Annotated in this window: 19 protein-coding genes; 8 read left to right on the forward strand and 11 right to left on the reverse strand. The window is 65.3% G+C overall.

The window, feature by feature from the left end; all coding sequences use genetic code 11:
- Nucleotides 1-456 carry a cyclic nucleotide-binding domain-containing protein gene (locus tag EB230_RS05720; protein ID WP_056574730.1) on the reverse strand — a complete coding sequence of 152 codons (456 nt, stop codon included), beginning with the start codon at nucleotides 454-456 and terminating at the stop codon, nucleotides 1-3.
- A gap of 221 nt (nucleotides 457-677) precedes the next feature.
- A complete protein-coding gene (locus EB230_RS05725) occupies nucleotides 678-1,361 on the reverse strand; it encodes a response regulator transcription factor (protein ID WP_056574733.1) in 684 nt (227 codons plus the stop codon).
- A gap of 144 nt (nucleotides 1,362-1,505) precedes the next feature.
- Here EB230_RS05725 and EB230_RS05730 point away from each other — a divergent pair, with 144 nt between their 5' ends.
- Nucleotides 1,506-2,042: a L,D-transpeptidase gene (locus tag EB230_RS05730; protein ID WP_171883343.1), complete on the forward strand. Its 537-nt coding sequence runs from the start codon at nucleotides 1,506-1,508 to the stop codon at nucleotides 2,040-2,042.
- Nucleotides 2,043-2,127: 85 nt separating this feature from the next.
- Here EB230_RS05730 and EB230_RS05735 read toward each other — a convergent pair whose 3' ends face one another.
- On the reverse strand, nucleotides 2,128-2,373 hold the full coding sequence (locus EB230_RS05735) for a hypothetical protein (protein ID WP_056574740.1): 246 nt from the start codon (nucleotides 2,371-2,373) through the stop codon (nucleotides 2,128-2,130).
- 164 nt (nucleotides 2,374-2,537) lie between these two features.
- Here EB230_RS05735 and gcvA point away from each other — a divergent pair, with 164 nt between their 5' ends.
- Nucleotides 2,538-3,470, forward strand: coding sequence for a transcriptional regulator GcvA (gene gcvA, locus EB230_RS05740; protein WP_056574743.1), 933 nt, complete (start codon nucleotides 2,538-2,540; stop codon nucleotides 3,468-3,470).
- Nucleotides 3,471-3,491: 21 nt separating this feature from the next.
- On the opposite strand, the gene EB230_RS05745 is transcribed toward gcvA, so the two are convergent.
- The 7 genes from EB230_RS05745 to tsaD all read right to left on the reverse strand — a co-directional run bounded on the left by EB230_RS05745 (nucleotide 3,492) and on the right by tsaD (nucleotide 8,297).
- A complete protein-coding gene (locus tag EB230_RS05745) occupies nucleotides 3,492-4,235 on the reverse strand; it encodes a glycosyltransferase family 25 protein (RefSeq protein WP_056574746.1) in 744 nt (247 codons plus the stop codon).
- Between the two features lie 13 nt (nucleotides 4,236-4,248).
- A complete protein-coding gene (locus EB230_RS05750; RefSeq protein WP_172371782.1) occupies nucleotides 4,249-4,665 on the reverse strand; it encodes a DUF1761 domain-containing protein in 417 nt (138 codons plus the stop codon).
- A gap of 52 nt (nucleotides 4,666-4,717) precedes the next feature.
- A complete protein-coding gene (locus tag EB230_RS05755) occupies nucleotides 4,718-5,374 on the reverse strand; it encodes a methyltransferase (protein WP_056576411.1) in 657 nt (218 codons plus the stop codon).
- Nucleotides 5,371-5,796 (reverse strand): EVE domain-containing protein, encoded by a 426-nt coding sequence (locus EB230_RS05760; RefSeq protein WP_056574751.1) that lies wholly within the window; start codon nucleotides 5,794-5,796, stop codon nucleotides 5,371-5,373. The genes EB230_RS05755 and EB230_RS05760 overlap by 4 nt, the downstream gene beginning before the upstream one ends.
- A gap of 38 nt (nucleotides 5,797-5,834) precedes the next feature.
- Nucleotides 5,835-6,131: a YciI-like protein gene (locus EB230_RS05765; RefSeq protein WP_056574754.1), complete on the reverse strand. Its 297-nt coding sequence runs from the start codon at nucleotides 6,129-6,131 to the stop codon at nucleotides 5,835-5,837.
- Nucleotides 6,132-6,198: 67 nt separating this feature from the next.
- Nucleotides 6,199-7,215 carry an NAD(P)H-dependent glycerol-3-phosphate dehydrogenase gene (locus EB230_RS05770; RefSeq protein WP_056574756.1) on the reverse strand — a complete coding sequence of 339 codons (1,017 nt, stop codon included), beginning with the start codon at nucleotides 7,213-7,215 and terminating at the stop codon, nucleotides 6,199-6,201.
- Nucleotides 7,212-8,297: a tRNA (adenosine(37)-N6)-threonylcarbamoyltransferase complex transferase subunit TsaD gene (gene tsaD / locus EB230_RS05775; protein WP_171883344.1), complete on the reverse strand. Its 1,086-nt coding sequence runs from the start codon at nucleotides 8,295-8,297 to the stop codon at nucleotides 7,212-7,214. Before tsaD ends, EB230_RS05770 begins: the two co-directional genes overlap by 4 nt.
- A gap of 157 nt (nucleotides 8,298-8,454) precedes the next feature.
- On the opposite strand from tsaD, the gene hemC reads away from it, so the two are divergent.
- The 6 genes from hemC to EB230_RS05805 all read left to right on the forward strand — a co-directional run bounded on the left by hemC (nucleotide 8,455) and on the right by EB230_RS05805 (nucleotide 14,537).
- The gene (hemC, locus tag EB230_RS05780; protein WP_056574761.1) at nucleotides 8,455-9,381 is read left to right on the forward strand and encodes a hydroxymethylbilane synthase; all 927 of its coding nucleotides are present in this window, start codon (nucleotides 8,455-8,457) and stop codon (nucleotides 9,379-9,381) included.
- A 2-nt stretch (nucleotides 9,382-9,383) separates the two neighbouring features.
- Nucleotides 9,384-10,100, forward strand: a complete 717-nt coding sequence (locus EB230_RS05785; protein ID WP_172371784.1) for a uroporphyrinogen-III synthase — start codon at nucleotides 9,384-9,386, stop codon at nucleotides 10,098-10,100.
- 109 nt (nucleotides 10,101-10,209) lie between these two features.
- On the forward strand, nucleotides 10,210-11,673 hold the full coding sequence (locus EB230_RS05790; RefSeq protein WP_056574766.1) for a COG4223 family protein: 1,464 nt from the start codon (nucleotides 10,210-10,212) through the stop codon (nucleotides 11,671-11,673).
- 10 nt (nucleotides 11,674-11,683) lie between these two features.
- On the forward strand, nucleotides 11,684-13,285 hold the full coding sequence (locus EB230_RS05795) for a heme biosynthesis protein HemY (RefSeq protein ID WP_172371786.1): 1,602 nt from the start codon (nucleotides 11,684-11,686) through the stop codon (nucleotides 13,283-13,285).
- A gap of 37 nt (nucleotides 13,286-13,322) precedes the next feature.
- The gene (locus EB230_RS05800; RefSeq protein ID WP_172371788.1) at nucleotides 13,323-13,802 is read left to right on the forward strand and encodes a TerB family tellurite resistance protein; all 480 of its coding nucleotides are present in this window, start codon (nucleotides 13,323-13,325) and stop codon (nucleotides 13,800-13,802) included.
- Between the two features lie 18 nt (nucleotides 13,803-13,820).
- Complete coding sequence (locus tag EB230_RS05805; protein ID WP_056574773.1) at nucleotides 13,821-14,537, forward strand: glutamine amidotransferase; 717 nt, start codon at nucleotides 13,821-13,823, stop codon at nucleotides 14,535-14,537.
- 42 nt (nucleotides 14,538-14,579) lie between these two features.
- Here EB230_RS05805 and EB230_RS05810 read toward each other — a convergent pair whose 3' ends face one another.
- Nucleotides 14,580-14,888 carry an NIPSNAP family protein gene (locus EB230_RS05810; protein ID WP_172371790.1) on the reverse strand — a complete coding sequence of 103 codons (309 nt, stop codon included), beginning with the start codon at nucleotides 14,886-14,888 and terminating at the stop codon, nucleotides 14,580-14,582.
- Nucleotides 14,889-14,893 lie beyond the last annotated feature (5 nt).

Below are 14,893 nucleotides of genomic sequence, written 5' to 3' on the forward strand. Positions count from 1 at the left end.
CTACCCGTCAAACCGCGGCCCCAGCTCCTCGATGCGGGCGATCAAGGCTTGGAAATCGTCGAGGATGCGCTGGTGCAGTTTCACCGCCACCTCGGGATACTCCTCCAGGATGCGGCGGAACATCTTGCGGCTGAGGCGGATCACTTCCGAGTCGATTTCGGCCGACGCGCTGGTCAGCCGGTTGGTGTCGGCGATCAATGCCAGTTCGCTGAGCATCGTGCCGGGGCCGGCCTCGCCGATCGGGATGCGTTGGCCATTCTGCTCGCGATAGAGCACGATGCGCCCGCTGACCACGATATAGGCCGAATCGGCCTCGTCATCCTCGCGGTAGAGCTTGTGGTCGGCCCGCACCACGGTGGTCTCGGCGCCGAAGGCGAGCAGGCGCAGTTGTTCCTGCGTGAAACCCTCGAAGAGCCTCACGGCGGACAGGATGCGGATGTCGTCATCCAACGCCATCTCTAGCTGCGTCCCCGAACGGTCAGTCCAATCCCTCCTTCAGAGCGCCGCGCATCTCCTTGGACGCGCAAAGGACGCTCTGCCATTTTCAATTTTGCGCATCGTGCTTTCCAAAAATCGAAGCGATTTTTGGGCCGATGCGCGGTCGATCCCGAATACCCTCCAACAGGATCGTACCCGACAGCGGTCCCGCCCAGACCGCGCATTGGATAATGAAATGTTTAAGGAACCAGCTTGTAGCCGCCGCTTTCTGTCACAAGAATTTCCGCATTGGAAGGATCGCGCTCGATCTTCTGGCGCAGACGATAGACATGGGTTTCCAGCGTGTGCGTGGTGACACCGGAATTGTAGCCCCAGACCTCCTCGAGCAGCACGTCGCGCGTCACCACTTTCTGGTCGGCGCGATAGAGATATTTGATGATCGAGGCTTCCTTCTCCGTCAGCCGCACCTTGCCGCCGCGCGGGTCGATGAGCAGCTTCTGGCTGGGTTTGAAGGTGTAGGGGCCGACCGAGAACGTGGCGTCCTCGCTCTGCTCATGCTGGCGCAACTGGGCGCGGATGCGCGCAAGCAGCACCGCGAAGCGGAAAGGCTTCGTCACATAGTCGTTGGCGCCGGCCTCGAGACCCAGAATCGTGTCCGAATCGGTGTCGTGGCCGGTCAGCATGATGATGGGCGCCTTGTAGCCGCCCTTGCGCAGGATCTTGACGGCCTCGCGGCCATCCATGTCGGGCAGGCCGACATCCATGATAAGCAGGTCGATGAGGCCGCCGCGTGCCGCCGTGACGCCTTTTGCCGCAGTCGCTTCCTGCTGCACGTCGAATTCCTCGTAGAGGGCGAGTTGCTCGACCAACGTGCCGCGCAGGTCGTCATCGTCGTCGACGATCAGGATGGTGCGTGAAGTCATGGATCAATCCGTTGTTTTGAAAATGAAATTCAGTTGACCGCTGCGTATTTATGCGGAAGCTGGCCGACACAATAGCCGATCACAGTGATTTGTTCAGTGGCACGATCATACAAGAAAAAACACGATCGCAATGCAGCCGGCGCAATTTTGGTAAAACGGCTGCGCGTGCTGACCGTGCGGGCGAGGCCCGGCCACCCCAGCCAGGGCCTTTTGCAGGCCGGCAATGCGGTGTTTGCCTGCGCGTTGGGGCATGGCGGCATCTCGGCCGACAAGCGCGAGGGCGACGGCGCCACGCCGCTGGGCTCGATGCGGATCCTGTCGGGTTATTTTCGGGGAGATCAGTTCGCCGGCGGTCGCCGGACGCGTCTGGCGATGACGCCGATCGGGCCCGATCTCGGCTGGTGCGAGGTTCCTGACGACCGCAACTACAACCGTCCGGTCAAGATTCCCTACCGCGCCAGCCACGAACGCATGCGGCGCGACGACGATCTCTATGATGCCTGCCTGGTGCTCGACTGGAACATCGCGCCACGCCGCAGGGGGCGCGGCAGCGCCATCTTCTTCCACTTGGCGCGTCCCGGTTTCACACCGACGCAAGGCTGCGTCGCGGTGAGCGCACGCACGATGGCGCGGTTGCTGCCGCTGCTGTCGGCCCGGACGGTGGTCAGGGTGGTGAGGTAGGAAAGGGCAGTAGGGCAGTAGGGCAGTGGGGCGTGTCTTCCGGTGCCGCCTTGCATTTCCCCTGCTGCCGTACTGCCTTACTCCCCTATCCCCTCCTCCGGGGCTGCTGCCAGCCGATGTCGAGCAGACCCAGCCGGCCGATCTCGCGGTCCATGGCGCGGGCGATGTCCTTGCGCCCGGCGCCGATGTCGCGCAGCTGGTGATCGGACAGGTCCTCGACGTTCTGGTGAGGAAGGTTGATCGCGACCCTGGCCTGACGCAGCCAGTCGCGGATCGCCGACAGCCGTGCCGGCCGGGCGGTACAGGCGGGGTGAAGAGCGATGTGAGACATGGTGTAATCCGTTCTTCCTGACTTCAAATCCGGTTTGATGGTGTTTCAGTGCGTGCATCATGCCGGATTGAAATCTTGGAAGGAAACGAGTAGTTTTTTCTCAATCATCAAGTTTTATTTGAGGATTGAGGCGCCATGGAACACTTTTCCCGGGTTACGCGCTGATGGCAACCCTGCTGCCGGGAACGCGGGCGTTGAGGACGCTGGAGGCGGCGGCGCGTCACCTCAATTTCACTCGCGCCGCCGACGAACTTGGGCTGACGCCGGCGGCAGTCAGCCACCAGATCAAGGAAATCGAGGATCAGCTCGGCATCGTGCTTTTTACGCGCACCAGCCGCACCATCCGTCTGACGGAGGCGGGCACGGTGCTGTTCGAGGCCGCGACCGACACGCTCGACCTGCTTGGGCGGGCCGTCATGCGGGCGCGCAAGATGGCACGCGGGACGGAGTTTCTGAAGGTAACGCTGGATGCCCAGTTCGCGGCGAAATGGCTGATGCGGCGCGTCGAGGATTTCCGCAAGCAAAGGCCGGGGATCGAGCTCAGGTTCGACATCGCCTACGGGCTGCGTGATTTCGACCTGGATGATGTCGATGTCGGCATCCGCTTCGGCGCCGGCAAGTATCCGGGGCTTTGCGCGCACCGCCTGTTCGACAACATCATCATCCCGGTGTGCAGCCCAGGCCTGCTGGCGTCCGGGCCACCGTTGCGCGAACCGCGCGACCTCTTCCTCCACACGCTCGCCCATATCGAATGGGCGCGGCAGGGGGTGACATGGCCGAACTGGCGCATGTGGATGGCGGCGGCCGGTGTCGACGATTTCGACGACAGCCGCACCGTTGTCTTCGGCACCTCCACGGATGCGGTCCAGGCGGCGCTCGACGGCAACGCCGTCGCACTCGCCGATTTCGCCATGGTGGCGAACGACCTTTCCGAAGGCCGGCTGGTGCAGCCCTTCGCGCTCAGCATCAAGGTCGCGCCCGAATACGCCTATTTCCTGGTCTATCCCCAGGGGATGGTTGACGACCCCCGCATCGTCGCTTTCCGTGAATGGATACTGGAGGAAGTGGCCAGGACGCGAACGACGGACAAGGCATAGATCATCACGGCCAGATTGAGCTCACGACCTGGCATTGTGGCCGAAGATCATGCGGGTGTATTTCTTCCACTTCCATTTCAGGCTTTTGTACAGAAGCGAATGCGGCTTGCCGGAAACGGACGTGTGGAATGCTCCATTTTCGCTTCCCTGTTCAGCGATCGGCCGTTCGAACCACAACATTTCGACCCCCAGCTCTTCGTCCATCTGTTCGATCTGGTGGTCGATCGCCGTGAAGATCTTGTTGCGGTCGACCCAGGCGCAGCGCGCTTCCGCCACCGGCCGGGTGATGAGATAGGAATCGGCACAGCGCGCATGCAGTGCCGGGTAGAGCCTTTGACCCTTCCGCAGTTTCCAGCTCGGTGTGTAGTAGTTGCTGCCATTGCCGAGATAGATGACGGCCTTGCGCTTGGGGCTGCCGAGCTCGGCCAGTCCCTGCCGGAACTTGGCGACGAAGTCGCGGGCGAGGAACACGTCGTCCTCGAACACCAGGCAATAAGGCTGGTCGGTCTCGAGGAAATCGCGCCAGATGCCGACATGCTTCAGCGCCAGCGAGACGGCCGGAGGGTGGGTAAAGGCCGGCGCGATCAACTCGTCGCGGATCTCCGGCGTGATGTCGGCCTGATCCCAGTCGGTATAGAAATAGACCGGCACGCCGCGCCGCTCGAATTCGCGGACAATGTGGCGGCGCCGGTCGTCATAGCCCTGTTTGACGTGGCAGACCCGGGTGAACACCAGGTCGCGCGGGAAACCGGACTCATCTGCCATCGTCAACCCACTCTCAGCTTGCCGCGGCACCGAACCAGCCGATCACCGCACCGATGATCAACAGCACACCCAGCCAGTGACCGCCATCGATGAGGGTCAGGTCCCAGCCGAAATTCTCGTAGCGATGATTTACCGACAGCGTTGTCGCGATGAAACCCAGCCACAGCACGAAGCCGAAGACAAGCCCGGCAAGCAGTGTCGGCTCACCGCCGGTCATCGCGCCGACGACCAGGGCCATGATATAGGCCATGACCAGTTCGGCGATGAAGCTGATGACGAAAGGCAACGGCGATTTCTTCATCGTCGCCGGATCGAGCCTGGCCGCCTTCAGCCACGCTTTGCTCAGGGCCATGTACCAGGCGGCTCCGAACAGCCAGGCCAAGACGGCGGCGGCGATCACCGCCAGCCAGTTCACTGCCGAAAAATCCATGAGCTTGCCCCTCCGATGCGGATTTTATGGAAACGCCTGTTCGGCGGTGGCGTCAAGCAAAGCGCCAGACGGTGGTGCGCTTGACCAGCGAATCCTCCAGTGCCCGCGTGACGGCGACCTCATAGACCGCAAGCGGTTCCAGCCCTGATCCTGGCAGATACGACCGGCCGGGATCTCCCACGAGGATCTCGGCGCCACGCGCCTTGAGCGTTGCGAACCACGGCATCAGGCGGTCGGCGAAGGATCTGTCGTAGAAAACGTCACCGGCGAGGATCACATCCCAGCCCGCATCGGTGCCGATGCAGTCCATGCCTAGGAAATCGACGCCGACGCCATTGGCCTCACCATTGAGACGTATGGCGGTGGCGCAGAACGGATCGATGTCGGCGGCGGTCACTTGGGCAGCACCCGCCCTGGCGGCGGCGATCCCGACAAGGCCGGAACCCGAGGCGAAGTCGAGCACGCGCTTGGCCCGCACCGTCTCGGGATTGTCCAGGATATAGCGGGCGAGGCCCTGGCCGCCGGCCCAGGCGAAGGCCCAGAAGGGTGGCGGCAGGCCGATCTCGACCAGTTCGTCCTCGGTGCGCTGCCAAAGATCGTGCGCTTCATCGGCAAGATGAAGCAGAATCTCAGGTACATGCGGCGGCGCCATCAGCGCGGTGTTGTCGAGGATGAACTGCCTGGCGCTGTGCGGGGTGAGGGCGGTCACGGAGCCGGCGTCAAGCCGCCCATGCGGCAGACTTCCTTCCATTCGGCCGGGGTGACCGGCTGCACGGAAAGCCGTCCAAGCCGCACCAGCGCCATCTCGGCAAGCTTCGGGTTGGCCTTGATCTCCGCCAGCGTCGGCGGGTTGGGGACATCCTTGAAAGCGCGGACATCGACGCACTCCCAACGCGGATCGTCCGACGTGGTGTCGGGATGGGCGAGCGCGCAGACCTCGGCGATGCCGACCACGTTCAGCCCCTCGTTGGAATGGTAGAAGAAGCCGAGATCGCCGATCTGCATGGCCTTCATGTTGTTGCGGGCGGCGTAATTGCGTACGCCATCCCACTGCGTGCCGGCTTTGCCCTTGGCCTTCAGCATCTCGAAGGAGAACTTGAACGGCTCCGATTTGAACAGCCAGTAGTTCATTTCTTCTCTCCTTGCGGCCCTGCTGCGAGCGACCGAGATTAACTAGCCGCCGGCTTGTTGAACGTCCAGTTCCACGGGCGGATTTCGACGTTTTCGAACAGTCCGGCCTTGGCATAGGGGTCGGCGGCCGACAGGGCCTGCGCTCCCGCCAGATCCGGCGCCTCGACGACCACGAGGCTGCCATTGGGCTTGCCGTCGGCATCGAGGAACGGACCGGCAAACGCCAGTTTCTTGTCGCCATTCAGCCCCTCGAGAAAGGCGACATGCTCGGGCCGCGTGTCGAGGCGCACCTGCAGGCTTCCCGGCTTGTCCTTGCAAATCAAAGCAAACAGCATGGTTTTTCTCCTGGTCTTGGGGTCGAGATTTGGCGGATTGGGATTTGGGGGATCAAAGTCGTGGGGATCAATCGTTGGTTTCGGTCTTCAGCGGCCGGGTCATCAAGGCCGTCACAGCCTGGCGGATGGTGATGGTGCCGTCCAGTATGGCAGCGACTGCGGTGATGATCGGGGCGTCGATGCCGCGTTCGGCGGCGATGCGAGCGGCGATCGCCGCGGTCGGCACGCCTTCCGCCAGCGGCAGTCCGGAAAGCGACTTGCCCTGCCCGAGCGCCAGCCCGTAGGCGAAATTGCGCGATTGCGCCGACGAGCAGGTCAGCAGCAGGTCGCCAAGGCCGGAAAGCCCCATCAGCGTCTCTGGCCGGGCGCCGAAGGCGGCGCCGATGCGGCGCAGTTCGACGAAGCCACGCGTCACCATCGCGGCCTGGGCGCTGGCGCCGAGCCCGGCGCCGGTGACGGCACCCGCGGCAATCGCAAAGACATTCTTCAGGGCGCCGCCGATCTCGACGCCGATCAGGTCGTCGCTCGAATAGCAACGCAGATTCTCCGCGGAAAAGCGGGCAGCGAGGTCGGCCGCCAGGGCCTCGTCGCCGGCGGCCACCACTACCGCTGTCGGCAGGCCTCGGGCGACATCGGTGGCGAAGCTCGGGCCAGACAAGGCGGCGACAGGGTTTCGCGGCAGGATCTCGGTGACAATCGCCGACAGCAAGGAGCCGGTGTCGCGCTCGATGCCCTTGGCGCAGAGAACGAGCGGGATGCCGTCCGGAATATGGTCCTTCGCGGCCGCCAGCGTCGCCCGCAAGGACTGCGCCGGTGTCACCGCCAACACGCAATCGGCACCGGCGAGCGCCGCCCTGATGTCCGATGTCGCTTCGATGCCGGGCGCAATCGCGATGCCGGGCAGGTAGCGCGGGTTCTGGCCCCGGCCGATCGCGGCCACGGTTTCCGGATCGCGCGCGAAGAGCCGCACCGCATGTCCGGCGCGCAGCATGGCCAGCGCCAGCGCCGTGCCCCAGGCGCCGCCGCCGAGCACGGCGACACGCCAGCCGCTTTTGCCTGGATTGTTCCTGGCTTCACCCGTCATGCCTTGGCTCCGCGCCGGCCGGAGCCGACCATCGGCGCCGAGATGCTGTCCAGCGGCCAGCGCGAACGCGGCACGAAATCGAAGCCGTTCTCCTGCGCCATGCCTTCTCGCAGGCGCTCGATGCCGGCCCAGGCGATCATCGCCGCATTGTCGGTGCAAAGTTTCAGCGGCGGCGCGACAAAGGTGAAACCGGCCTGGGCGCAAAGCCGCTCCAGCGTCGCCTTGATCGTGCGGTTGGCGGCGACGCCGCCGGCGACGACCAGCGCCGGGTTCCTGGTGCCGGGAAATGTTTCGCTGAACCGTGCCAACGCGCGCGATACACGGTCGGCAAGCGCATCGGCGACCGCCGCCTGGAATGAGGCGCAGATGTCGGCGACGTCCTGGTCGCTCAGCGGCTCGATCGCCGTGGCGGCCTGGCGCACGGCGGTCTTCAGGCCGGAGAAGGAGAAATCGGGCTGCGCCGATCCCTTCATCGGCCTGGGAAAGGCAAAGCGCATGGGGTCGCCGCTCCGTGCCGCCTTCTCGACATTCGGGCCGCCGGGATAGGGCAGGCCGAGCATCTTGGCGGTCTTGTCGAAGGCTTCGCCGAGCGCGTCATCAATGGTGGTGGCCCAGCGCTGATAGTCGCCGACACCGCGCACGGCCAGGATCTGCGTGTGACCGCCGGAGACGAGCAGCAGCAAATAGGGAAACTCGAGCCCGTCGGTCAGCCGTGCCGTCAAGGCGTGGCCTTCCAGGTGGTTGATGGCGATCAGCGGCTTGCCCGCCGCCGCGGCGATCGCCTTGGCCGTCATCAGCCCGACGATCAGGCCGCCGACCAGGCCGGGGCCGGCGGTGGCGGCGATGGCATCGATATCGGCAAGGGCCGTGCCCGAATCGGCTAGGGCCGCCTCGACGATGCCGTCCAGCGCCTCGACATGGGCGCGCGCGGCAATCTCGGGCACGACGCCGCCGAAGGCGGCATGCTCCTCGATCTGGGAAAGCACGACGTTGGACAGGATTTTCGGCGCGGCATCGCCCTCGAGCGCCACGACACTGGCGGCTGTCTCGTCGCAACTCGTCTCAATGCCCAGAACACGGATCAATTCGTCGCTATCCCAAGAGATTGTTTATCGGGCCTTTCCCCGTTAGGAGAAAGCCCGAAAAGGCCTCGGTTATTCCAGCCGCGTTTCCGCGACGCCAGGTGGCTCCACTTGGCTGCAAAATGCTCTGGCCGGGGGTTATCACGGACCGCGCGCCATGCAAACAACCTTGAAAATCGGAACACGCGGCAGCCCGCTGGCGCTCGCCCAGGCGCATGAAACGCAGGCGCGTCTGATGGCGGCGCATAAAATGCCGGCGGATGCCTTCGAGGTTGTCGTCATTTCGACGAGCGGCGACCGCATCCAGGACCGTCCGCTGTCGGAGGCCGGCGGCAAGGGCCTGTTCACCAAGGAGATCGAGGAAGCGCTGCTCGCCGGCGCGATCGACATCGCCGTCCATTCGTCCAAGGACATGCCGACGCAATTGCCTGGCGGCCTCGAGCTCTCCGCCTTCCTGCCGCGCGAGGATGCGCGCGACGCCTTTGTCGGCAAGGCGGTGAAGACGATCGCCGAACTGCCGCGCGGCGCCAAAGTGGGCTCTTCATCGCTCAGGCGGCAGGCGCTGATCCGCCGCATGCGGCCGGATCTCGACGTGGTGATGTTCCGCGGCAATGTGCAGACGCGGCTGCGCAAGCTCGACGAAGGCGTCGCGGCTGGAACCATCCTCGCTTATGCCGGGCTGAAGCGGCTGGGGCTCGAACATGTCGCCACCGATTTGATGCCGCTCGAGATATTCCCGCCGGCGCCCGGCCAAGGCGCGATCGGCATCGAGACGCGCATCGGCGATCGCGCTGTCGAGAGGATGCTGGTGGCGATCCACGATGTGCCGACCGGACAGGCACTCGCCTGCGAGCGCGCCTTCCTGGCGGCGCTCGACGGTTCCTGCCGCACGCCGATCGCCGGCTATGCGGTGATCGATGCCGGAAAACTCACCTTCGCCGGCCTGATCATCTCGCCCGACGGCACGCAGTCGCACACGGTCGAACTGCAAGGAGCAGCACAGGATGCCGCCCGCATCGGCGATGAGGCCGCGCGGACGGTGCGGGCCAAGGCCGGCGAAAAGTTCTTCGACGGCTGGGTCTGAACATGCTTCGCGTCCTGGTGACCAGACCGGAACCGGGCGCCTCGCGCACGGCCCGGCGGCTTCAGGACACAGGCTTTCAGCCGGTTCTCCTGCCGCTGACTGAAACGGCGACTTTGCCTGTCGATGCCGGGCTGATTCCAGATGACGCTGTCGCCGTTGCCGTCACCAGCGCCAATGCCTTGCGTCATGCCCCCAGGGAAGTGATCGCGGCGCTCGCCGCCCTGCCTTGCCACGCCGTGGGGGCCAGGACCGGCGAAGCGGCTCGCAAGATGGGGTTCTCGTCGGTCGTTGAAGGCGCCGGCGATGCCGAGGCGTTGGCCGATAGCCTTGCGACCGCGTTTCCCGGCAAGGCAATCGTCTATCCCTGCGGCCGCGTGCGGTTTCCGCTGTTCGAGCAGAGGCTGGAAGCAGCTGGGGTCCTGGTCCACGCCGTGGAGACATATGACACGCTCCCGGTGCGGCATTCGGATGGTACCATCCTTGCGCTTATGTCCGGCCGGCCGGTCGATGCGGTGCTGCTCTATTCGGCCAAGGCGGCCGCCGCGATGCGGGTTCTGGCCACACGGCCTGACTTGCAAGGGGTTTTTGAAAAGACACGCTTTTTCGCTCTTTCCGCGCGCATCGCCGCTGCCTTCGACGACAGTGGCGGCAGGGCGATCCGCGTCGCCGGGGAGCCCGATGAGGAAGCCCTGCTGGCGCTTTTGCCGCCGCCCCGCTGACCCGCGTCATCACACCGCCCCTTTTCACCGCTTGGTGATGTGCTAGACCCTTTGTGAACCATCACGCGCCGCCAGGCGTTGAGACGAAGCGAATTTTGCGGAGCCAGGCATGGTCAAGACGCCGAAGATGCGACACTCGAAAAGCCGCCGCGAGCCGGTGACCATCGATCTCGAGCCCGGCGCCGTCTCCCGTATCGTCGACGAGGATGCCGCGAAGTCGCCAGCGACAAGCGAAGAGGCCCAGGCCGCGGAAGGGTCTCAAGCGGAGATTCCCGAAGAGCCGGTGCATGCCGACCAGACCGACCTTGAACCCTGGGAACACGCCGATGCCGCCGGGCAGGCCGGGACAGAGCCGCCCGTGGAGGCCAAAGCCGCTGGGCCAGAGCTGCCCTATCCCGGTTCGGATGCACCGTCCGACGCCGCCAGGGCCTCGGACTACAATTTCGAGGACGCGTCGGCGAAGCGCGCCGACGACAGCAAGGCAAAAACCGACACACGGGGCGAGAAAATGGCGCCAACTCCTCCTCCGGCGAAGCGTGGCGGCGTCAACGGTATTGCCGCCGGCCTTATCGGCGGCGTCATCGCGCTGGTCGGCGCCGGCGGCCTGCAGTTTGCGGGCCTGCTTGGCGCGCCCGGTTCCGGCGCCGGCGTCTCACTGGACGGCGTCAATGGCGAGATCGCCTCGCTGAAGAGCGAAATCGCCGGCTTGAAGGAAACCGGCGGCAACAATGACGCGGCGGCCAAGATGGTCGGGCTTTCCTCGGGTCTGGAGCAGGTAAAGGCCGATGTCGCGGCGCTGAAATCGGCGGTCGAGCAGGGTGGCGCCGGCAACGGTGCCGGGCTTGCCGCGCTCGGCGACAAGGTCAAGCAGATCGAAGCTGCGGTCGCCGCTCTCGGCAAGGCCGGCAGCGCCGCACCTGTCGATCTCGGGCCGCTCAACGAAAAACTGGCCGGTCTCGACGCGCTGGTGAAAGCAACGGACGAGGCGGCGAAGGCCAGGGATGGCCGGCTGACCGCGCTGGAGCAGTCGGTGTCGCAGCTTTCCGGCAAGGTCGAGGCGGCTGCGGGTCAGCCCAAGATCGCGCTCGCCATTGCCGCGTCGGCCTTGAAGTCGGCGCTCGAACGCGGCGCGCCGTTCTCGGCGGAGCTCGATACTCTGGCCGCGATCTCTCCCAACGCGCCTGAACTCGCGACCTTGCGGCCCTATGCCGAAAAGGGCGTTCCGACCCGTACCGAGATCGCCTCGCAGATGGATGCCGCCGCCAATGCCATGGTCGCCGCCGCCACGCCGGTCGACCAGAATGCCGGCTTCCTGCAGAACCTGATGTCGAGCGCCGAATCGCTGGTCAAGGTCCGGCCGATCGGCGCCGTCGAGGGGGTGGGCGCACCCGAAACCGTGGCGCGCATGGAAGTGGCGGTCACCCAGGGCGACTATGCCAAGGCGCTCACCGAGTATAATTCGCTGCCTGAAGCGGCGAAGGCCGCGGGCGCCGACTTTGCCGGCAAACTGAAGGCGCGCATCGAGGTCGAAACCCAGGTCGACGCCCTGATCTCCGGCGCGATGAAGGCATGAGGGCAACACGATGATCCGCCTGCTCGCCTTCCTCATCGTCGTCTTCGCGCTCGGTCTGGGCTTTGCCTGGCTGGCCGACCGGCCGGGCGACATGGTCGTCACCTTCAACGGCTACCAGTATCAGGTCAGCCTGATGGTGGCTGCGGTGGCCATCGTCGCCGTCGTCGCCGCGGTGATGATCCTGTGGTGGCTGGTCAGGTCGCTGTGGAACAGCCCCTACACCATATCGCGCTATTTCCGCGTGCGCCGCCGCGACCGCGGCTACCAGGCGCTGTCGACCGGCATGATCGCCGCCGGCGCCGGCGATGGCGCGCTGGCGCGCAAGAAGACCAAGGAAGCGGCCAAACTGATCCGTTCCGACCAGGAGCCGCTGATCCATCTGCTCGAGGCGCAGGCGTCGCTGCTCGAGGGCGACCATGAAGGCGCGCGGCAGAAATTCGAGAGCATGCTCGACGATCCCGAAATGCGGCTGCTCGGCCTGCGCGGGCTTTATCTGGAAGCCGAACGGCTGGGCGACCGCAATGCCGCCCGCCACTATGCCGGCCGTGCCGCCGCCGTTGCGCCGCAACTGGCCTGGGCGGCCGAATCGACGCTCGAGGAGTTGACGGCGCGCGGTGACTGGGACGGCGCCTTGAAGCTGGTCGAGGCGCAGAAGTCGACGCGGCAGATCGAACGCGATGCCGCCAGCCGCCGTCGCGCCGTGCTGTTGACCGCCAAGGCGCAATCGCTCGCCGACAGCGATCCCGCCGCCGCCAGGACGGCGGCGCTGGAGGCGAACAAGCTCAGGCCGGATTTCGCGCCGGCCGCCGTCGCCGCCGCGGCAGCGCTCTTCAAGCAGAACGATGTGCGAAAAGGCTCCAAGATCCTGGAGACGGCCTGGAGGGCCGAGCCGCATCCCGAGATCGCCGAGCTCTACACCCATGCTCGTCCGGGCGATGCCGTGCTCGACCGCCTCAACAGGGCGAAGAAGCTGCAGGAAATGAAGAAGAACCACGCCGAATCCTCGATGACGGTGGCGCGTGCGGCGCTCGACGCGCAGGATTTTTCGACCGCCCGCAGCGAAGCCGAGGCCGCGATCCGGATGGACCGCCGCGAGGGTGCGTATCTGCTTCTGGCCGATATCGAGGAGGCCGAGACCGGTGACCAGGGCAAGGTTCGGCAATTGCTCTCCAAGGCCTTGCGGGCACCCCGGGACCCGGCCTGGGTGGCCGACGGCGTCGTATCGGAACGCTGGGCGCCGGTGTCGCCGGTCACCGGACGGCTTGACGCCTTCGAGTGGCGCGCGCCGATGGAGCGGCTTGGCCAGTTGATCGACAGCCGTGACGATGCACCTGACGCCGCCGTGCCGGTCATCGAAGCGCTGGCGAAGCCGGCCAGTGAAAAGCCGATCGACGTGATCGATCATGCCGCCCCGGCCAGCGAGGCGAGGGGCAAGGACGTCGAGAGCCGCGAGGACCATGTTACCCCGGTCACGGCGGCTGCGTTCGCGGCGGTGCCGGCCGATGCCGAGGCCGTGGAGCCGGCGGAGGAACTGGCTCGCCTGCCGGACGATCCCGGCGTCGATCCGGACGACGAGGCGGAGAAGTCGCCGCGCCGGTTCCGGCTGTTTTGATTTGGGCAGGCCCATTGGGCCGTTTGGGAATGGATTGATGTTCGAACGCGTTCTGTCGTTTCTCAGGGACCTGCCGGCCGGCGCCGGTGCGCATGCCAGCGCGGATGATCCTCGTGTTGCCGCCTCGGCGCTGCTCTACCATGTGATGAATGCCGACGGCGTGCGCCAGGACGTCGAATGGGAGCGGTTCAAGGCGGTGCTGGCGGAGAGCTATTCGATCAGTGGCGCCGAACTGGAAGCGCTCGCCGCCGCCGGCGAACGCGCCGACAACGAGGCGATCGATCTCTACGCCTTCACCAGCGTGCTCAAGCGCCATCTCGACGCCGAGGGGCGCAAGGCGTTCATCGGCCTGATGTGGGAGATCGTCTATGCCGATGGCGAGCTGCATGAGCTCGAGGACAATACGGTCTGGCGTGTCGCCGAGCTGATCGGCGTCGAGCGCCATGACCGGGTCGAGGCGCGCCGCAAGGCGGCGGCGCATGCGCCGGGCGCGCGTGGAACATCCAGCGACGAATAGACGGGATCTCGCCTACAGATGCCGCACGGAACGCGTTCGAAGCCAAAGATCCTGATCGTGCTGCATCAGGAGAATTCGAGCCCCGGACGCGTCGGCCACATGCTCATCGAAGAGGGTTTCGAGCTCGACATCCGCCGGCCGCCGCTGGGCGACGCCTTGCCGGAAACGCTGGATGGCCACGCCGGCACGGTGGTGTTCGGCGGGCCGATGAGCGCCAATGACGAGGACGAATTCGTCCGCCGCGAGACCGACTGGCTGAAGATTCCGCTCAAGGAGAACCGGCCATGTCTTGGCATCTGCCTCGGCGCGCAGATGCTGGTCAACCATCTCGGCGGCAAGGTCGAGGGGCACGGCGAAGGGCTGGTCGAGATCGGCTGGTATCCGCTCAAGGCGACCGAGGCCGGCAGGAAACTGATGCACTGGCCCGACATGGTCTACCAGTTCCACCGCGAGGGTTTTTCGCTGCCCAGCGACGCGACACTGCTGGCGACGGCCGAGACCTATCCCAACCAGGCCTTCCGCTATGGCGACAATGCCTGGGGCATCCAGTTCCATGGCGAACTGACAAGGGTGATGATGCAGCGCTGGGTGGTGCGCGGAGCCCACCGCTTCGAACTGCCGGGCGCACAGCCCGGCCGCGATCACCTCGGCGGCCGGCTGATCTGGGACATGCACCTGAAGCGCTGGCTGGACGAGTTTTTGCGCATGGTGTTCGGCAGGCCGGTCGTACGTTAGCTGCGTCGCAATTCCGGACAGAACCGTCTCGCTGCAAATTCTCTAGGGTTCGAGCACCGGCCGCAAGAAGCTGCGCTCGTAGCTGATAATGCTGCGATTGCGCTTTTCCGTTTCAAACACCTCCTGGCATTCGGGGTCGGCCGCCATCCGCTTGCGATAGTCCTCGTAGTCGGCAAGGCTCGGAAAGCTGAACATGGCATAGGCGATATTGTTCGCTCCTTCGCTCGGAAGGAAATAGCCATGATGGTTGCCGCCCAGGCGATTGACCAGACCGATCCAGCGACGGCCGTATTCTTCAAACTCGGTAAGCTTGTAGGGGTCGATGACATATTTCAGGTAACAGGTGATCATGGCAG

This window comes from Mesorhizobium sp. NZP2234, from assembly GCF_013170765.1.
Classification (GTDB): Bacteria; Pseudomonadota; Alphaproteobacteria; order Rhizobiales; family Rhizobiaceae; genus Mesorhizobium; species Mesorhizobium loti_D.